Annotated in this window: 13 protein-coding genes; 3 read left to right on the top strand and 10 right to left on the bottom strand. The window is 46.7% G+C overall.

Features of this window, described 5'->3' with window-relative positions:
- Positions 1 to 94 precede the first annotated feature (94 nt).
- On the bottom strand, positions 95 to 3,346 hold the full coding sequence (locus tag AAC854_RS10840; protein WP_340617113.1) for an Ig-like domain-containing protein: 3,252 nt from the start codon (positions 3,344 to 3,346) through the stop codon (positions 95 to 97).
- A gap of 532 nt (positions 3,347 to 3,878) precedes the next feature.
- Between AAC854_RS10840 and AAC854_RS10835 the strand changes: the two genes are divergently transcribed.
- Genes AAC854_RS10835 through AAC854_RS10825 form a run of 3 tightly spaced genes read left to right on the top strand, consistent with a single transcriptional unit; the run spans position 3,879 to position 11,812 of the window.
- Positions 3,879 to 5,576, top strand: a complete 1,698-nt coding sequence (locus AAC854_RS10835; protein ID WP_340617112.1) for a ShlB/FhaC/HecB family hemolysin secretion/activation protein — start codon at positions 3,879 to 3,881, stop codon at positions 5,574 to 5,576.
- A gap of 33 nt (positions 5,577 to 5,609) precedes the next feature.
- The gene (locus AAC854_RS10830) at positions 5,610 to 11,357 is read left to right on the top strand and encodes a DUF637 domain-containing protein (protein ID WP_340617111.1); all 5,748 of its coding nucleotides are present in this window, start codon (positions 5,610 to 5,612) and stop codon (positions 11,355 to 11,357) included.
- Complete coding sequence (locus AAC854_RS10825) at positions 11,354 to 11,812, top strand: hypothetical protein (protein ID WP_340617110.1); 459 nt, start codon at positions 11,354 to 11,356, stop codon at positions 11,810 to 11,812. Before AAC854_RS10830 ends, AAC854_RS10825 begins: the two co-directional genes overlap by 4 nt.
- Positions 11,813 to 11,902: 90 nt before the next feature.
- Here AAC854_RS10825 and AAC854_RS10820 read toward each other — a convergent pair whose 3' ends face one another.
- From AAC854_RS10820 to AAC854_RS10780, 9 genes are all read right to left on the bottom strand, one after another.
- Entirely contained in the window at positions 11,903 to 14,668 is a 2,766-nt protein-coding gene (locus AAC854_RS10820) for a conjugative transfer ATPase (RefSeq protein ID WP_340617109.1), read from the bottom strand.
- Positions 14,668 to 15,069, bottom strand: a complete 402-nt coding sequence (locus tag AAC854_RS10815) for a TIGR03751 family conjugal transfer lipoprotein (RefSeq protein WP_340617108.1) — start codon at positions 15,067 to 15,069, stop codon at positions 14,668 to 14,670. Before AAC854_RS10815 ends, AAC854_RS10820 begins: the two co-directional genes overlap by 1 nt.
- Positions 15,057 to 15,413, bottom strand: a complete 357-nt coding sequence (locus AAC854_RS10810) for a hypothetical protein (protein ID WP_340617107.1) — start codon at positions 15,411 to 15,413, stop codon at positions 15,057 to 15,059. The genes AAC854_RS10815 and AAC854_RS10810 overlap by 13 nt, the downstream gene beginning before the upstream one ends.
- Positions 15,413 to 16,810 carry a TIGR03752 family integrating conjugative element protein gene (locus AAC854_RS10805; RefSeq protein WP_340617106.1) on the bottom strand — a complete coding sequence of 466 codons (1,398 nt, stop codon included), beginning with the start codon at positions 16,808 to 16,810 and terminating at the stop codon, positions 15,413 to 15,415. The genes AAC854_RS10810 and AAC854_RS10805 overlap by 1 nt, the downstream gene beginning before the upstream one ends.
- Positions 16,800 to 17,624: a TIGR03749 family integrating conjugative element protein gene (locus AAC854_RS10800; protein ID WP_340617105.1), complete on the bottom strand. Its 825-nt coding sequence runs from the start codon at positions 17,622 to 17,624 to the stop codon at positions 16,800 to 16,802. Before AAC854_RS10800 ends, AAC854_RS10805 begins: the two co-directional genes overlap by 11 nt.
- Positions 17,621 to 18,277: a PFL_4703 family integrating conjugative element protein gene (locus tag AAC854_RS10795; protein ID WP_340617104.1), complete on the bottom strand. Its 657-nt coding sequence runs from the start codon at positions 18,275 to 18,277 to the stop codon at positions 17,621 to 17,623. The genes AAC854_RS10800 and AAC854_RS10795 overlap by 4 nt, the downstream gene beginning before the upstream one ends.
- A complete protein-coding gene (locus AAC854_RS10790) occupies positions 18,274 to 18,630 on the bottom strand; it encodes a TIGR03750 family conjugal transfer protein (RefSeq protein ID WP_340617103.1) in 357 nt (118 codons plus the stop codon). Before AAC854_RS10790 ends, AAC854_RS10795 begins: the two co-directional genes overlap by 4 nt.
- A gap of 10 nt (positions 18,631 to 18,640) precedes the next feature.
- Positions 18,641 to 18,973 carry a TIGR03745 family integrating conjugative element membrane protein gene (locus AAC854_RS10785; protein WP_340617125.1) on the bottom strand — a complete coding sequence of 111 codons (333 nt, stop codon included), beginning with the start codon at positions 18,971 to 18,973 and terminating at the stop codon, positions 18,641 to 18,643.
- A gap of 79 nt (positions 18,974 to 19,052) precedes the next feature.
- Positions 19,053 to 19,214 (bottom strand): TIGR03758 family integrating conjugative element protein (locus AAC854_RS10780; protein WP_340617124.1); only part of this gene is annotated, 162 nt, incomplete at its 5' end.

Raw genomic sequence — 19,214 nt, 5'->3', positions numbered from 1 at the left:
ATAATAAGCCACTTAGTTCTATTATGGATAGTATAAATAATGCGTGATAAATATTTCGATAGTTTTATTGAAGAATTCGGGGAAGCCAATACAATTAACGACTACAGGCAAATCCTGTCATCGGCCAGCCATTTCGCATCCACCGGTCTGTTTCTGCCCAAAATGCCCATTTTGCCTGATGCTCTGCTGAGCCTGAGCTGGCGGTGAGGTAATCCGTGGAGGTCACATAAAACTCCCGTATCCAGCCGTCATAAAGATAAAAGTTCCCCCATTCCTCATAGAGCTGTTCGAGTGAATATTTGGAAGCAATCCGGCTGCCGAGTGATTTACAAAGCTGTTTCGCATGAGAATAAAAATCTTCCGTCAATCCAGAGCGCTCAAACCAGGTGTGAACCGTCAAAGTCAGTTCGACCTGCTGTCCGGTTTCATCAGTACCCGTGAGCCTGACTCCGTCAGGATTTTGCTCTACCGTCACCATATCACCCGATACCGTCACCGAGGGTGAGTTACTCTGCCAGCTTACCCTACCTGTATTGTCTGCCGTGATAAGGCGGAATTTCGCACCATGCCAGAAAACGGAAGGTCCTCTGGTACCAAACGATTTCTGGTTGGCATTACCGCCCTGACGGTCAATGGCAACGGTATCAACCAGGCGCAACGGCAGGATAAATTCCACAGAAGAGACGACTTGCTGCTCACCCACTTCAGCAGTGACCAAAGCCTGTCCAGCATAACGACTGACAAGGGTTGCGGTTGCATTTCCCTGACGGTCTGTCCTGTCTTCCTCAAAAATCATCTCGCCAAGATTGCCAGACCAATCAACCGCTTTATCCGCAAGTCCCTGCCCATGAATATCGGTGATGGTGACAGTAAAAGTCACCCGATCTTCGCCATCCGCCGCAGCACGGGTTTTATTGACCCGAATAGTAGATAACAACACTTCATCAAAGGTGACAATGGGGGCGGCTACCTTATGATCGCCGACCTGGATCTGAACCTGGTGCTCCCCTGCAAACGTGCTACTCAGCTGAACCTGCGCTTGTCCCTGAGGGTCAGTTTGCGTACGTTCTGAGGACAGCACACCATGATCCGTTTGCCAACTTACTGGCTGATTTTCCACGGGTGATCCCAGTGAATCTTTCACCCTAGCCGTTAACACCACCGCATCCTGCCCATCACCTTTAGCCCAAACTTTATCCACCGTGATAGCCGATTTCAGCAAACGTTCAAACGTCACCGGAGCAGCATGAAGTGTTTTTCCTGATACGTCTGCTTTCACCGTTGCCCTCCCTGCGGTGCGGCTGATTAACCGGGCTGTCGCTTCTCCCTGACTGTTTGTCTGTTCCTGCCTGTCCAACAGTTGCCCGTTATCCACTGACCATTGCACTTTGCTGTTGGCAACGGCTCTATCTGCTGCATCGCGCACGTTCACCGTATAAAGGATGCTGTCCTGACCATCGGCAATCGCCGTTTGTTTGTCCGCCTGAAGCGTGTGAGTTAACGAGGCAATAAAGCGGATCGGAGAAGCCATCACCGTTTCACTGCCAACCGCCACCATCACTTCTGCATTTCCTGATACTTTGCTGGTTAAATAAGCCATGGCCTGCCCTTTTGCATCAGTCATTAATGAAAATGAGGAGAACTGGCCAAGGCTGGTCTGCCAGCCAACAGCCTGATTTGGCACAGGTTGACCACCGGCGTTTTTAACCGTGACAGTCAAGGTCGCCCTCGATTTTCCATCCGCCTTAACGCTGTGTTTATCAACGGTGATTTCGGGTATCAGCACCGCATCAAACTGTACTGAAGGTGCAATGACAACCTCTTCATCCACGGAAACACGTACCGCATGCAGCCCCTGCTGACGGCTGCGCAGCACGACCGATGCCTGCCCCTGCGCATCCGTGTTCTGCCGGGTTTGGGACAATTCTCCCTTGTCGCTTGACCAGATAACAGCCTGATTCGAGATGGGAGTCCCTTCTTGATCGGTGACAAGAACGGTATAGAGCACACTGTCATGACCATCGGCTTTAGCCTGTGTTTTATTCGCTGTCACCTGCCATCGCTTTTCGGTTGGCAAGCTCACCATCATGATTTCTGCCCGGTTGGAGCGATTACCCCGGCTGTCGATGGCTATTCCCGAAAGCCGAACGGGGTTTTTCGTGGTTTTCGGTAACCGTAACGTCACTTTCTCCGGCCGTTGGTAAAGCATTTTCCCACCTGCCTGCTGTAGTTCAGCTGTATCCAGCTCTAAACGTGCCAGCGGATATTTGGACTGGATAATCGGTACAAAGGTCACTTCCTTGCCTTCATATCCGTTGATTGATGCGGGGAAAGCCAGTGTCAGCAACGTTTGCTTCTGATAATCCAGCACCATATCGCTACGCCGATTCACAAAATCAAATTGGCTGGATTTCAGGCTGTGCAGGGGTCTGACCGCGTTCGGATCAAGTTGCTGGCTGAATGATGTGCCAAAACGATAATTGAGGTTCAGGGTAAAACGATTTTCACTGACACCTTGTTTACCCTGCCGAAAATCGGCACCCAGTGTCACTAACGGTACGGGCGTGTAAGTCAGCTCGGCGGCGACGCTGTACGGGTTTTTCTGACGTTCTGCTTCACCGAATAACGCGACCTGCTGCCCGTAATATTGCTCAAACTGCAATTGCCCGCCCCAGTGAGGAAATGCAGGCAACCCGGCTTCGACCTGAATATCCCAGCCATTGGCGGGTCTTGCATCGAAATCTGTGAGCCGGGATTGCTTCCAATGGGATAAACGCTGGTAAAGGTTGGCAGAGAGTTTGACGTTATCATGCCAGGCTTCTAACCCAAAACTATAACGGTGATGCTGCTCCGGCCACAACGCATCCCAGAAGACATTGGCACCCCATAACCAATTATCGGCTAAATAGCGATAGCCGAATCCAAGTGTAGTTGTTGTCTGACCATGGTGGGTTTTTACCCCTGACTGGCTGAATGCAGTACCCGAAGCTACGTTATACCAAGGTAACAGCCAGTCAAATGCAACGTCTTTTAACGAAAAGTGGCTGTCGAAAGGGAGTGTGAGACGGGCATTGCCATATTGGTTAAACCAGGGTGTCAGTGTTGATGTCACCGCAGACGATAACTGCTGTGCAGCCATTGTTTTTGCCGCTTCGTTGGGGGATTGTGACTGCGTAAGTTGCCTCCATTGGGTGGTGATTTCAGCCAGGGTGTGCTCATGCTGATCCGGGTTTGGAACTTCCGGCATGGCCTGGCCGGGAAAACTGAGTGACAGGCTTAACAGAGCGATAATCAGAGCTTTTGTATCATCGAACAGGGATGAGCGCGATTTTTGGCAGGCTGGCATATTATTCCTTTCGTACCTTTTGAAAAGGACAACATACCGAATAGAATGATAAATAATGCCGTTAAATTCTTTTTTAAATATTTAGAATTAATGAACATAGATTGAATTTAAGGTTGTTTTATGAACGACTAACAAACACTACTACAATCAAATAAATTATATATTCATATTTAATGATGATTTTTTATTTTCATAATTCATTGTTTTAATGAATTAAAACATCATCTATCGAATAAACATATTTTTTAACTTAACTAAAAATTTAATTCATTAATATTAAATAATAATATATTTCAATATGACAAAGAATAAATAAAAATGCACTATTTATATTGATATAGTTTAAATAAAAACCACAATCAAGCTACAAATAATACACTTGATTGAATTGAAACCAAATTAAGGTGATTTCCCACACATTATAAAAAAGCAATCAGGCTCATAAGATACAAAACCATAAGAATATTGTTTTAAGTTTACATTTCTATATAATGCGCCACCATTTCCTGATACCTGTAATTTATAATTTATTATGCCACTTTATTTTTCGGGCAGAATACCTGCTCATTCTGCTGGTTTATTGATTCTGGTGCTGTTCGCCATTGCAGGGCAATCAACAGCATCATCGTTTATCAGCCCGGTTGACCAGAATGCCATTACCCAGCAACAAAAAAACGTGTTACAACAAGCGCAACAGCAGCGTGATGACATTCGTAATGGTGTGACATTATCACCACACACAGCTCTGGCACCGGATGATGTCAACACGTTCTGCCACCCTGTTCACCAGATTCAGTTTGAAGGGGCAGACAATCTCTCCGCCTCAGTGCAACAGGCATTATCTAAACCTTACTTATCCCGTTGCCTGACTGCCGGTAAAATTAATGAATTAGTCCGCACGGTATCAAATACCTACATAGAAAAAGGCTATATAACTTCACGGACAGGATTAAAAGAGCAGAATTTATCTACCGGCATGCTGACCATTATGGTGACGGAAGGAAAAGTCGGCTCCATCCTTCTTGACGGTGAAACATCCCTTGCTCTGAAAATGGCATTTCCCAATATAGTCGGCAAGCCCCTTAATTTGCGGGATATTGAGCAGGGCATGGAGCAGTTAAACCGACTGCCTTCCCGGCAGATAACCATTGATATCCGGCCAGCTGAACAACCCGGTTACTCTGACGTGATTTTAAAACGAACGGCTTCCAAATTGCCTGTCCATGCCAGTCTGGGTATTGACAACAACGGGCAAAAAAATACCGGAAGAGAACAAATTAATGCCACTTTAGGGCTGGACAACCCACTGCACCTTGCAGACCTGTGGTCAATCTCCGCCAGCCATAACAGTGACTTTAGCAATAATCATCAGAGCTGGAGTATCGCTTCAGGCGTGACTATCCCTTATGGCTACTGGTCATTCGATTACCAGTATGCCAGAAATAGCTCATTTCAAATGCTCCCGGTGGGGACGGGCAGTTACCGTCATGAAAGTCAGGGGCAAACTCATCAGTTAAAAATAAACCGGACGTTATACCGGGATGGGCAGCAAAAACTGACCCTGAATATGGGATTAGTTCATCGCCAGACGTCCAATACTGCGGCCGGTGTTAAGTTATCCATCAGCAGCCCGACATTGAGTGCCGTTAGTCTGGGTGCTAACTACAGTACTACGCTGGTCGGAGGCTACCTGACGTTTAACCCGACATTCAGCCAGGGCTTGGATATATGGGGGGCAACGAAAGACAATTCTAGTGTCCGTAATGTGCCGAAAAGCCAGTTTCGTAAATTCAGCCTGAGCAGCAGTTATTTCATGCCTGTCACGGAGAATATCTATTACCTGACTTCTCTGTATGGGCAGTTCACACCGGATAACCTGTATGCCAGTGAACGCCTTTCATTAGGAGGACAATATTCTGTCAGAGGGTTTAAAGAGCAAAATCTCATCGGAAATAATGGCGGCTATTGGCGTAATGAACTCAACTGGAAACTCGCCAAACTTCCTTTAGTCGGTGAACTTTCTTTCAACAGTGCACTGGATACAGGCTGGTTGAAAAATAATAAAAAAGGACAAATAGAAGGAGGCCATGCTACAGGGGCATCACTAGGTATTTCATTTAATCACAACAGAATGAATCAGGCGATTACAGTAGGAAAACCACTTATTTATCCCTCTCATCTCAGACCAGACCACTGGGTCATTTATTGGTCTGCTTCACTTCAGTTTTAATACAAACACAGCAAGAAATTTGGACTTCATTTCATGAAAGAACAAGAAAAAGATAAAGTTATTAGCCCACTGGCAAAGGGAACCAGTTATTTTTTGATTTACCTAACAGGCATCTATCCGCTGAACTCAGCAGTGGCAGGCGGTATTACGCCTGATAATCCGCAAACACAAGTTCACAATAATGGCAATGTGCCGGTGGTTAATATTGCAACTCCTAATAATGCAGGAATATCGCACAATACGTACCAAGAATTTAATACCGGAACACAGGGTGCGGTACTAAATAACACCACACAGGCGGTTAATTCTCAACTGGCCGGCCAAATTAACGCTAACGTTAATTTGCAGGGAAAAGCAGCCGAACTCATCATCAACGAAGTCATCGGCAGCAACCGTTCTGAATTACTGGGACAGCTGGAAGTGGCTGGCCAGAAAGCTAATGTCATGATAGCCAACCCCAATGGTATCACCTGTGATGGATGCGGATTTATTAATACCTCCGGTGCCATACTGACAACCGGTAAACCGCAATTTGATGCCCAGGGTGCACTGGAAGCCCTGAAAGTGACAAAAGGCCAGATTACCATCGGCGGTAAAGGATTAAATGGCCAGTCAACGGATTATATCGATATTATTAGCCGGGCCACTGAGCTGAATGGAAAAATTCAGGCCAATAACCTCTCACTCACTCAGGGTGCTAACCAAATTTCGTTTAAAGACGGTACATCAAAGACCATTGCCGGAGAAGGTGCTGTACCACAACTGGCTGTCGATACTAAAGCACTGGGTGGTATGTATGCCAATAAAATCCGCCTGATTGCAACTGAAAATGGAGTTGGCGTTAATCTGAAAGATATAACCAGTACTCAGGGTGATATTACGCTGAGTTCCAATGGCAAAATGGAACTGGGTAATATCAAATCTAAAACTGACTTAAGTGCGGGTGGCAAGGAAATTAATATTAGGCCTAACTCTCCTATTCAGGCAGAGCTAAATATTATTCTGGCTGGTGATAAAATTGTCAATAAAGGCAGTGTAACTGCCGGACAAGATATGCGGGTATTGGGTAATACAATCAGCAATATCGGTTCTCAGGTACTTCTGCAAGCCAATAATAATATGTGGATTCAGAAAAATGTAGACGGCAATAAAAATAAAGAAGTATTAAATACAGGTACTATTAGAACTAATCAAGGTGATCTTGTTATTAGATCTGAGGATATAGTTAATGGTTTTGATGATCTAGAATATAGTTATAACACTACTAAATTTAAATTAAAACAAGGTATGTTTGGCCCTGAATTTACTGAAGAGGGGAAGTATGGTCCTTATGGTTATCCTCAAAAATTAGAGCACACTGAAATTTCTATAACAAAGAAACCTCAATCTGCAATTATTGAATCTGGAAAATCTGCTTATCTATATGGAGATAATATCAAAAACAAACACTCTAATATTATCGCTTCTAATGATTTAATACTTACAGGTAATAAATTAGAAAATAAAGCATTTTCTAGTGGATCGTTACAGCTATTTGCAGATTATGGCTTTATGGCTGATGAGATTTTTTTATGGACACCCACTCTCAGTACTGAGACAAATTTACAAGCTAAACATAATTTAGTTTTGGATTTTAAGAATATTGATGTGGGAGTTGATGACCCCAAGGAATTTAATGATTTTAAAAAATCATTTGGACTGCTTTTTAAAAAATTTAAAACTTTTCTTGATAAAACCCCACTAAACATAAATGCAAAAAACATAAGTATAATAGGTGACTCCGTTAGTATTAACACTACTAATTTAGAAGCAACCAAAAATATAAATATCATATCAAAAGATAAATCCGAAATTGATCTTGCAGATTTTAAGGCTATAGATGATATTTCTATCGTTTCGGGGGATAATATCTCGCTACTTAGAAGTAAGCTGTCAAGTAATAACATTTTCCTTAACAGTTTTAATGGCAATATTGTATCCACAGATGGGTTGTCTTATGATAACGAGACTTTTTATACAAATGGCATTCGAAGATTAAGCAAATTAGAAGCTACTAATGATTTAACTTTATCATCTAATAATGGTAGTATACTTATCAGAAATAATGTATTTTCTCCTATGAGTTATAATGTTTCAATGTATGCTTTAAAAAACATTGATATAGAAAGCACTTACGATCTTATTCCTCATCGAAGCATTATAAAAGATCCCTCTGGTAAATCTAATTGGTACGAAATATCGTTTAAGAACCTAATTCCTATTACAAAATTGAATTCATCAAATTCAATCTTGATGACTAGTGGAAACAATTTATCTTTAACTAGTATGGTTTTAAATGCTAAGAAAGATATTAATCTTAATTCTAAGAATGACTTTAAAGCTACATCAAGAGAATTTATAAATAGAGATAGTAATTTACCTTCCTCACAGAAGACAGTCTCTCCACATCTTTTAGAGTTTAATATTAAATCAGATGACCCTCAACTACAAACTCAAATTCATGCAGGAGAAAACCTATTAATTAATGCTTCAAATGATATTAAATCAGAAGGTGCTAAATTTTCGGCTGGCAATTCAATATCTTTATTAGCTGGAAATTCAATGAATTTACTTGCTGCAATTTTTCCTGTAAGAAATCCATGGACTACCACTAAAAGTTTGTATGGAGAAACAGTATCGCTAGAATCAGATGATTTCAAAAGATATTTTCTTGATTTTATTAGAACAGATGTTCCAGCTACGACTAATGTAGATGCTGGCAAAGATGTTATAATATCTTCCGGCAATGAGATTACAACTGAAGGATCAAAAATATCAGCTAATCAGAATATAAATATATATTCTGGTGGAGATATAAAATTCAATGCTTCAAGGAATTACTTTTACGATTTTTCAAATAGACAAGAAAAAGTAACCAGAAACGTAACTGAATTAAATAGTGCTGGTTCATTAAACATACTTTCTGGCGGAAGTATTTTATTTCAAGCATCTAAATTATTTTCCAAAGGATTAGGAGCTATTTGGAAAGATCCTATTCGATTATCTAATTATAGCGGACCCATAATTGAAGTAGAATCTGAAATACAAAACATTAAAAGTGAAATTGGATCAATTACAAAAGAAAAAAGTCTAGTAGAATCTGAACTATCTTTAGAGAAAGCGGAGGAAAAATCTTGGAGTGATTATTTTACAGCCGGAGGAACAAATTATGATGCTTTTGGTGGTTCAAAAGAATATTTTGAATCTTGGTTTGCCGAAGTTGAAGATCCTCTTCTTGACGATATCAGACAAAAAATAAAAACAAAACAAAACAAATTAACCGAAGTGGAGTCTAGATTAGCTCAAGCTAACTCAAAATTAAATAACCATATGAATAAATTGGTTATAGCTAAAGAGGAAGCTAAAAATAAAGGTGAAAGTGAAACAAAAATACAGGCTGATATAGATGCTCATAATAGAGCTGAGGCAATGAGAATCGGAACTATAAATATAGCTGCTAAAGGTGGCTACCTTTATGCTGCAGCTTCTGACGAAATTAAAAGTTTTGAAACTATAAATGAAGTTAAATATGGTACGAACAACAAAGTTTCAGAATTCATTGCTTCTGGAGATATTGATATCTTAAGTAGGGATGATTCTACTTATGAAGCGAGTAAGATAGAAGCTGGTCAAAATATCACATTGACTAGTACTCATGGATTTACTAATTTCAAAGCAGTAAAAGATACTGAATATGAAAGAAAATTCAGTAAATCTAATGGTTTTTTTATAAAAACCAAGGATAAAGGTCATTCTTCCGAAACTTGGGTATTACCCCAAATTAAATGGAATGGAAATTTTGTAGTAGATGCAGCTCAAGGTATTACCTCTGATATTAAAGTAAAGAATAGACAATCTTTACAAAACGCAATTGATATATTAGGAAGTAGTTCAGAAACAGTTTGGTTTAAAGATTTAAATACTCGACATGATATAAAATGGAATGAAGTTCAGGATGCTTATGATAGTTGGGATCATAAGAGCCAACAATTAAGTCCGGTTGCTTCTGCTGTTATTGCCATAGCCGTTGCTGCAGTCACAGCAGGTGCTGGGGCAACTCTTGCTGCTGCTGGCTACGCAGCAGGGGCAGCCACTACCGCCGGAGCCAGTGCTGCAACAGCCGCCGCTGCTTCTGGGGCTGTTACCGCAGGTATGGCATCTCTGGCTTCTACTGCAGCGGTCAGCCTTATTAATAACCAAGGCAATGTATCCAAAACCCTTAAAGAGATGGGTAGCAGTCAAACGGTAAAATCAACCGTCACTTCAATGGCAATTGGTGGTGCTTTGGCCGGATTTGACAAGCTGATGGGTGTGGAAAAAACAGCGAATGGAGTTACTAAAGCACCTTTATTAAATGAGGGTGCAGACTGGAGTAAAGTTGCTCAGCGTGTTGCAGGGCAATCGATTATTAGCTCTGGTGTAAATACCGCAATTAATGGTGGTAGCTTCAAAGATAAATTTGCGGCTGCGCTGCTTGCTAATGTAGGCAATCAGGTAAATATGGAGGGAGCGAGTTATATTGGTGATAACAGTTCAATATTAGGCGAAGCGGGCAAGGTACTGAGTCATGCTACGGTGTCTGCTCTTGCCGCAGAAATTGGTGGGGAAGATGCTAAAGGTGCCGCTGCTGGTGCATTGGCTGCTGGATTAGCAGAAGTTGTCATGGGAAGTACGCTATTTGATTCTAAGTACAGAAATGAATCTGAACAGCAATTTCATAAAATTCAAGAAGCACTTCAGGGTAATGAAACCAAAGCTCAAACAGTACAAGTTATTGGAGCATTATCCGGTGCATTACTAAGCGGTACACCAGAAGGTGTTTATAGTGCAGCCAACAGTGCTGATATTGTTCACCGCTACAATTACACTGATCATCAATTGGATCAGATCGCTCAGGAAAATGGTTGGGACATGTTAGCTGCTTCGAATGGAGATCAAGCGGCGGCAGAACGTGTTAAAGCACGGCAAGAAGGAGCTACTGCTGCTATTGCCGTTGCAGCAGGTGGATACGCTACAGTGTATGGTGGCATTATGCTGGTAGCCGCCACCGAAGAAATGCTATTTGCAGGACGCATGGCTTTCGAAGCTTGTAAAATTCAGACTGCCTCATGTATCAATAGCATAGGTATATTTGCAGCAGATGCTATGGCACCAGAAGCAGCTCTGGGAACTGGGGCATTAGGTGCCGGAGTCAAGGTTTTAGGCTATAGCTCAGAAAGTGCGAAAAATTTAGCGAACGAATTGAAGCATACTTCAAAAGAATTATTATCTAAAAATGGAAAGCCTAATACTCAAGTTGTAACGAATCTAATAGAGCAAGAAACACAGAAAGAAAATATAGCGCAAGCGCTTGATGTTGGCTCTATGAAAGATTTAAGATCCCGAGCAGTTGTTGGAGATGATTTAGAGCATGACCATATCCCATCATTCGCCGCACTTAAGAAAGCGAGAGAAAATGAACTTGGACGCTCCTTATCAAAAAGTGAAAGGAAGGAACTTTATGACAATGCGACAGTCATTGAACTTCCTAAAGAGATACATCAAGCAAGCCGAACTTATAAGGGCAGAAATTCACAGACACAAGTAGCGGGTGACTCAGCTGACTTATGTGGTGCAGAATGCCTTGACGTTGAGGATAGAAGAACACTTCTGATACAACATGGTTATAATCCTAAATTGGTTGATGATGCTCTCGAATTACTTAAGCAACGTAATCGTGAAATAGGAACGATTAAGAAATGATTGACTGGAATTTATTTATCAACGCACTTGGAGCTGCTGAATCGTCTAAGGAGTTTAGTGAACTTTGTTTAGCGATAGAAGAGCAAGCTCAAGTGTCGCAAGATCCTCTCGAATATAACGATCCAGAGGGACCAACGACAAGCTATAGCTTTATTCGTTCAGGGGTAGAGGTAGGATTCATACAAGGAAAATTAGCTCATATACACTTTTTTTCCGATAACAACGATGAGTATGAAAATTTTACGGGAGCCTTAGTCTCCGGTATACATATGGGATGGAATAAGGAAAAAGTCCTTAAAGTACTGGGAACTCCATCGATAACTGGAGGTGGTAAAGTGGGCATGTTTCATCGTTACATTGATGACTGGATAAGATATGAATATCCAGAATGCGCCTTACATTTTCAATTTAATCCAGATGGTTTATTATACCGTAGTACTTTAATGCAGCGATAACGTGTAATCTGAAAAAGAACCCAGCCAGTGTGCTGGGTTCTTTTTAAATCGATATAATATATTGATAAATAACAAAATTAATTATTTTTCTTATGACTTGTGAGTGGCTAAATCAAACTTCAATCCCCGCGCTACATCCATCCTTATTGCTACCAAAACCGCCGCTTCCAACTCACTGCACTGATGCTCGCGCATTATCGCCCGCCGTTCGGCCTTTTCTTCTTTTTCCGTCATCCCCAGCGCCAGATACAGGCTCGGTGGCACCACCCGAAACAACGCTTCGATTTTTTTCGCCAGCACCACGCCTTCGGTATAACAACGGGGCAATTTACTGGCGGAAAGCAACACGGCTTTTTGTTCTTCCGTCAGTTTTTTGAAACGGGCGATTTGCTCGACTTCATCCGGGGGCATCGTGAGACACAGCCACCATTCGGCCATATTCAGCATTTTTTCAGCGGTATCCGGGTAGTCGGCGAGGTTTTGGGTGGCGAGCCACAGCCAGGCACCCAGTTTACGCCACATTTTCACCACCTTGGTCATATAGGGGGAGAGCAGCGGGTTGGTGGTAGTGATATGGCCTTCGTCGATCACCAGTTGCAGTTCCCGATCCTGATATTGATCCCGTTCGGCCAGATTATTCACGGTGTTAATCAGAGACACCATCGCCAGCGCCATCTGTGCCGAGTAGTTTTCCCGCGCCAGCGTGCCCAAATCAATCAACGTGACATCCACTTCCGGCCACGGCGTGCCGGGGCGGTTAAACAGTTCCCCTTCAAACCCTTGGGTAAACATCGACATGGCACCGGCCATTTCATCCGCCCGAGCCCGGCGATGTGCCGTGATTAACGGCTGACCACGCTCGTCCTGTTGATGATTGCGGGCGATGGCATAGAGGGCATTCTGTAAGTCTGAAGCCACCATCTGACGTTGTTCTTCATGGCTGGTGTGAGCTGCCATCATAATGGCTTCGCGGATCAAACCGCGATCTGAGCGGGTCAGGCGCTCTTCCTCTTTTTTCTCGCCACCGGTGATCATCAGTCGGGCGGCAATTTCCATTTCCCCCAGAATATCACGCTGCTCATCCCCTTCATCCTGCGATTCATCCGTATCCGGAATATCGGCTTCATTAATACGCCATTGTTGGGGGCTGAGTTGCAACAGTTGATGGGCATCGGCAAACAGCGCCAAGCTCACGCCACAGCCCGGTTTGATACCGATTTTATTGACGGTCAGCCCCAGACTGGCGTAGTAATCGGCGAGTAAACCAAAGCTGTTCCCCGCTTCGACAATGAACAAACGCGGTCGGTGTATTGCCATCAGTTGTACCAAAGAAGCACACAACGTGGCGGATTTACCGGCCCCGGTCGGGCCAAACAACAATAAATGCGCATTCTGGGTGCGATCCTGCTTGTTCATCGGATCGAAGGTCAGCGGCGCACCACCGCGATTAAAGAAGCTGAACCCCGGATGTCCGGTGCCGGTTGAACGTCCGGTGACCGGCAATAATCCGGCCAGATGCTGCACCCACGTCAGGCGGCTGTACCAGTGTTTTTTATCTTTCTGCGGGTTAAAACACATTGGCAGGGCGCGCAAATAGGCATTCAGCGGGGACACACTGAATTCCGGCCGCACGGGCTGTAATCCGGCACTCAGCAGGGTTGACGATAACTGATACACCCGATGGTTCAGATCAGTAACATCGTTGCCGCGCACCAGAAAGGTCAGCACACTGCGGTACAGTTTATGCCGCCGTCCCAGTAAGGCTTTGACCTCCTGCACATCCTGCCGGACACGCGCCGATTCGGTATTTTCTCCCACGGCATTTTTTGCCAGCCGGGTAAAATTCTCTTCCAGCGTATCCTGTGCCTGCGCCACAATAGTCAGGGAAACGACGGTGCCTTCCGGCATCATATCCATCAACGCATTGATATTATCCCCCCGTTTCACTTCGCCCGTCAGCGTGCCCGGCTCTGGCGGGCGGCGCAGGCGTTCAACCGGCACCGCTTTATGCGGCAGGCCATCAAACCACCAGAGTCCGTTTTCGGGATCAGACACCGGTGGGTTAAACCACAGGCTTTCAGCAAAATCATTATAAATCGGGAGCTCGAGCTGCATAGGAGTTTCATAACTCACCGTGTGGTAAAAATCGGCTTTTGCCATGCCCCAGTCCGGGGATGGATTAAAATGACGTAACAACCAGCTATGGATCTGCGCACCATTCTGCCGGACAGCCACAATACCCGCGGCTGCCAGTGAGGACACCAGTCGCTCGCAAACCTGATTGAGTGCTGCCACCGAGGATAGCGTGGAGTGGTTTGCCTGTGATTTGTGCGCAGGCAGCCAGCGATAGACGGCCATACGCGTCTGGCGTTGTTGTCCCCGCCACGGTTGCCCGGTGATCAGGCTATCCTGAAATATCCCCTCAGGCTGGGCAATACTGTTCAGATGGCGTTCGGACTCAGCCAGAAAGGCATCCGTAAACGCTGTACCTTGCGCCCAGGGTTTTACATAGTCCCGTAACGTGCTGAGGTAACTGGCTGAATCATCCTCATCCTGACAAAAAAACTGCACCACCCACGGCGAAATATCGTCTTCCTCCAGACTGTCCTGGATCGCATCTTCCAGCTGATCCCGAATCTCAATCAATCGTTCAAGCGGACGCCCTTCCGTGGCCACGGGTTCAATCCGGTAGACCGCACCGACGGAAACCCCATCATCCAGCAACAGGCATTGCCCGTCGTCCAGATACTCCACCCAGGGCAGGTAGTCAATGATGGAGGGATTCGCCCGGTAAATCGCGGCTTCATCGGCTTCACGCAGCTTGCCGGGGCGATGCAGGGCTTTGGGATTTTCCATTACCGTGCCTCCGTGCGCTCACCCGGCAGGGCATACTGCACCTGCTGATAAAACGGGAACACGGTACTGTAGCCTGGTATCGGTGTATTGCCGGCGGCCAGATGCGGGAAGACATACATCACCATATCGGGATTGGGAAGACGGGGAAACTGCTGGCTGATTTCCTGCGCAGCCGAACGGCTGTAATGGTCAGGCTCTTCCAGTGCCCGATGCCGTTCGGTTTCGGTCAACGTTCTACGCAATGCGGTTCTTGCCTGCACGGCAGTGTGACCGGCTTTATTGCCCTGCCACATCGCCAGTACAGTCTGCTCACCGGCAGGCAGCAACGTGTCTTTCGAGGTTGAACAACCGGCCATCAGCCCTGACAGACATAGTACTAAGCCATATTTTAGTTTTCGCATTTTCCAGCCTCCGTAATGCCGATAGCGGTAAAGGTGGCAAACTCAGGATGGACGACCAGCTCCGATACCGTAAACGGCAGGCGCTCCCACTGTTCAGGCTCAGCCTCGTTGTTGCCTGCCACCATGGATTGCCACTGGGTATCTGACAGGTGCAAGACCGTAAAATCACCGTCACCCAGCTGTTGACATGCATTGCCGATGGCAAGATAGAGACGGGACGCTTTTTGATGGGCAGGCCGCCAGTAGAGATGAACCGGTACAGGTTCAGCGTGTGGGGGTCTGTTGACTTGCAGGCAATAAGGCTGGCTGGCACTGAACAGCCATTGAAAGACAGGCTTTTCCATTAATCTAAGGCTTCCTGAGTATCATGTTGAACGGGTTCACTAAAGTCGTAACGCACCTTACGGCCTTTCGTTTCGTAATCAATCGCCAGACTTTGGGTGATATGCACCACAACACCGGCACCGGACGGGACGTAAACCGCATCAAACGTCTGGCTGTAACGTTGCTTGAGCCATTCGGTGATGTCATTCATGCCACCGGCCATGGCTTTTCCTAATGCCGCCTGTCCGGCATTACCCGTTAAAGCGGAAGTGATACCGCCAGCGCCGTTGGTTTGGGCGGTTCGCTGACTTTCGTTCAAGGCGTCCCCTGCCGAATTCATGGCCGAAAGGGCAAACAACGTTGGCAGATAGGTCGTGGCGTTGGATTTACGTTCGCCGCTGATACAGGGAATGCCGCTTTCATCGGACAACCAGCCGATACCCTGCTGATTTTGCCCTTTGCCCGGCAGGGTACGCACCGTGCCATCCTGGAACACAAAGGTGATGGAATTGACCTGCCCGCGTACACAGGAGAGGGTCCAGTCACCACTGGCTGAACCAGAAACCACCGCCCCTTCCACTTCCGGCAGTTCGATGCCGTTGGCGGTCAGGTTGTCTTTGCCAATTAGGATCTTGAACGGGTAAGGGTCGGTCACTGTGCCATTGACAGGCACCCGGCCTAATAACGCAGTCATCGCCTGACTGCCGACCAGCGTGGCATTTTCAGGCAAGGTATAGACTGGTTTTTCGTTCTTTTCCTTCAGCGCGGACTCGTTCTGCACTTTTTGCCCCGCTGTCGGTTGTTCGCTTAAAAAAGAAGTGGGATATTGCGGTGTCGGTTGACCATGACCCATCGCCTGCAACGCTGTCGGTTTTTCATCCGCCGGATTGACCCAGATAAATTCATCCTGCCCCCTGACTGGATTGGCGGCATACGGATTGCTCAATGCGCTTTGGCTTTCCGGTGCAGACAAAGGTGTTGAATTTAACCGCTCAGTGAGCAAATCAATTTGTGCCAGCAAACCCTGTTGATCATCCTGTAATGCGCGCTGACGCTGTTCATCCTCCTGACGGATAGCCGTAACTGCCGCATCGATTTGGCCGGCAACATCAAGGCGCTGGTGCTTTAACTGGTCATTTTCTTTCAAAATATCGGTATTCTGCTGGCTTAAACGTTTCTGCTCTGCCCGTACTTTATTCAGTGCCCCTATCAGGGTACGCAGGGTATCTTCCGGCGTATCGCCACCCACCCCCAGCGCCTGCAACTCCTCCGGTGACAGCGTGGCCAATACATGATTCGACGTCGCGCTGGGCGCAGCACCTTCCGTTGAACTGCAACTTTTGATACCGATAAATCCACCAATAACCAGCACTGTCGGCACCAGTATTTTCACCAACGCATTGGACTTAACCTCCATGACGGCCTCCCGGTTTCACCGGTGCCGGCTCAGGGATAAAGGCATTATCCGGCAGCTCTTTTGTGACGAGGTACAACACCGTCGTATCCTCCGGTGACCCCGTTTCACCCAGCCAACGATGCTGGAACGTGGCGGCCACAAACTGCCCCTGTAATCCTCGCGGGTCAAGGGTGAGTGTGCGTTTGGCCGTATTGCGCAGTTTCAGCGCGATGACCGTGTGATGGTGTAATCGCCAGCCTGCCAGCGGAGAGATGGCTATCGGCTCTGACGGGTAGAGTGTGGTGATGGACGGGGTCAAATGCAGATTCACCGGCTGGATGCCTGTCACCGGTTCGACGGTACGCAACGGGGCATAGAGTTGCTGCGCGGCATAACGGGTTAAGGCGACCGGAACGGGTGCCAATAATTTGGCGTTGCGCTGCTGTTGTGATTTTTCAGTCGGAAGGGGTTGTTTTTCATCCGGGTAAACAATACGCACGGGTTCCGTTGCGCCCGTTTTATTCGCGGTGATATCCAGTAAAATGATTTCACCGTTTTCGCTGTCTTGCAATTGCAGGCGGGTTGGCGGGAAGGCATTGTGGGCTTTCAGGTACACCGCCCCGCCGGCACTTTGTACCCGCAATGTATCACTGAGTGACGGCGGCAAACCGATACGGACATTCCGGTCAGCAAAAATAATGCGTTCCTGCCCCACTTTGAGTGAGATGGATAATGGAATACGTTCCCACTTCATCAGTTCATCAGCCTTTGCACCGACGCTGAACAATAACAAACTGACCAGTCCCAGCCAGCGGCCAAATGACACTCTGCTCATTGAAACACGCCCTTTTTCTCTTCCACTGGCTGCGGTATCGCTTCCAGCCGCTGTGGCATTCCGTCGTAACAATCCAGTGCCAGCCCGAAGGGATTACGCTCGGCATCCCCTTCCCAGCGCACCACTTTCAGCGGATAACGTACCAGTGCCCGTTTGACCGGTTCAGCGTGATAATATTCATCGGCCACCAAATCCAGCCGGACTACCCAGTTATCTCGGTCATGCACCGTCACACTGCGCGTCCCATAGCCCCGGCCGGGAATTTCATACACCACCCGCACCCGGTCGAGCAGCTCGCCACTGTCAGCACGGGTTCTGGCATCTTCACGCAGAAAATCCTGACAGGCCGGCGTCAGATAAGGGGAAAGCGCATAAATTTTGGCCGGATAGTCCTGTGCCCCGTTTTTCGGCCAGGCATTCAGTTGCTGGAAAATATAAAAGGCGAAACTGTAGACACTGGGGGCAGGTACTTCCCACCACGGGCGCGTGCTGCCGGTGCGTAAGTCCGGCGGATTATGGATGGTGAGATTGCGTGGTGAAGCCATCCAGCCACTCAGGCTCAGCAACAATACCAACACCAGAATGCCGCACGCCACTCGCAGGGTCAGGATATGCTGATCCCGGTTTTTCACCGCATGACGAAACCGGCTCATCGCAGTCTCCTGCTGCGGCGCAGTGACCAGCCCTGGGCGGCAATAATCAGTGTCGGATCACCCAGCCCCAACCGGCGTTTTTTCTCCGCCAGTTTCAGCCAGATATAATTCTCCGGCTTGCCACGTTTAACATGCGCAAGCCAGCGCCCGCCAAAGCTGATCAGTAACAAGGGCATGACTAACATTCCGGTCGGGATCATGACCCAACCGGCTAATGGGATCAGGGGAATGCTGGCTGCCAGTCCGAGCACGATCCCAGCCAGTGCGGCCAGTCCCATCTCAGGGGTGGTGAACCCGCGAAACACCACCGGTTCGGCGTTTAAACGGTCAGGTAAGAAAGCGATTGTCTGCATGGTGGCTGCCTTAAAAAATAATGCTGGCCGACTTCGACAGCAGCCAAATCACGGCAACCAACAGCACCACGCCGACCACGATGATGGCGCCAAACTGGGTCCAGGTCGATTTGCCATCCCGCACTTCGGAAAAGGTTTCGACGGCAGCCGAAGCAACCTTAAAGAACGCCACCGCTGATAAAATCAACCCGCCAATCACAATACCATCCTGCGCGTATCCTTTCGCCTGTCCCAGCAATCCGCCCCCGCCACCACTTTTCGGCGGTTCGATAGCCGGTAAATCGGCCCAGGCTGATTCACAGGAAAGGCTGCACAATAAAAGAAAAGCGTTTATTCTGGTCATCAGGCTCGTACCGATACGCCGGCAGACGGTAAAAATTTGCTTCATATTGACTCTGTTCCTTTTCATTATGTTCGCTGCATTAACTGGCAAACATCCAGACAACCATGACCAGCAATACTGTGGTTCGAATGGCAAACTGTTTGAGGGTCTGATTACGCACTTTTTCATTCGCCCAGCCATTCCAGACATCCACTGCGGCCCAGGCCGCCCAGAAAAACACCGTGGCTAAGAAAAACCCGAC

This window comes from Xenorhabdus entomophaga (assembly GCF_037996725.1).
GTDB classification, from domain to species: domain Bacteria; phylum Pseudomonadota; class Gammaproteobacteria; order Enterobacterales; family Enterobacteriaceae; genus Xenorhabdus; species Xenorhabdus khoisanae.
The sequence above is the reverse complement of the archived record's forward strand: the minus strand, read 5'-3'. Positions and strand labels throughout refer to the sequence as shown.

What these genes read in the sequence shown, in the direction of transcription:
- AAC854_RS10840 (WP_340617113.1), bottom strand. Translation starts at nt 3,346, where the DNA reads ATGCCAGCCTGCCAAAAATCGCGCTCATCCCTGTTCGATGATACAAAA.
- AAC854_RS10825 (WP_340617110.1), top strand. Translation starts at nt 11,354, where the DNA reads ATGATTGACTGGAATTTATTTATCAACGCACTTGGAGCTGCTGAATCG.
- AAC854_RS10790 (WP_340617103.1), bottom strand. Translation starts at nt 18,630, where the DNA reads ATGCAGACAATCGCTTTCTTACCTGACCGTTTAAACGCCGAACCGGTG.
- AAC854_RS10795 (WP_340617104.1), bottom strand. Translation starts at nt 18,277, where the DNA reads ATGAGCCGGTTTCGTCATGCGGTGAAAAACCGGGATCAGCATATCCTG.
- AAC854_RS10820 (WP_340617109.1), bottom strand. Translation starts at nt 14,668, where the DNA reads ATGGAAAATCCCAAAGCCCTGCATCGCCCCGGCAAGCTGCGTGAAGCC.
- AAC854_RS10805 (WP_340617106.1), bottom strand. Translation starts at nt 16,810, where the DNA reads ATGGAGGTTAAGTCCAATGCGTTGGTGAAAATACTGGTGCCGACAGTG.
- AAC854_RS10830 (WP_340617111.1), top strand. Translation starts at nt 5,610, where the DNA reads ATGAAAGAACAAGAAAAAGATAAAGTTATTAGCCCACTGGCAAAGGGA.
- AAC854_RS10815 (WP_340617108.1), bottom strand. Translation starts at nt 15,069, where the DNA reads ATGCGAAAACTAAAATATGGCTTAGTACTATGTCTGTCAGGGCTGATG.
- AAC854_RS10835 (WP_340617112.1), top strand. Translation starts at nt 3,879, where the DNA reads ATGCCACTTTATTTTTCGGGCAGAATACCTGCTCATTCTGCTGGTTTA.
- AAC854_RS10810 (WP_340617107.1), bottom strand. Translation starts at nt 15,413, where the DNA reads ATGGAAAAGCCTGTCTTTCAATGGCTGTTCAGTGCCAGCCAGCCTTAT.
- AAC854_RS10800 (WP_340617105.1), bottom strand. Translation starts at nt 17,624, where the DNA reads ATGAGCAGAGTGTCATTTGGCCGCTGGCTGGGACTGGTCAGTTTGTTA.
- AAC854_RS10785 (WP_340617125.1), bottom strand. Translation starts at nt 18,973, where the DNA reads ATGACCAGAATAAACGCTTTTCTTTTATTGTGCAGCCTTTCCTGTGAA.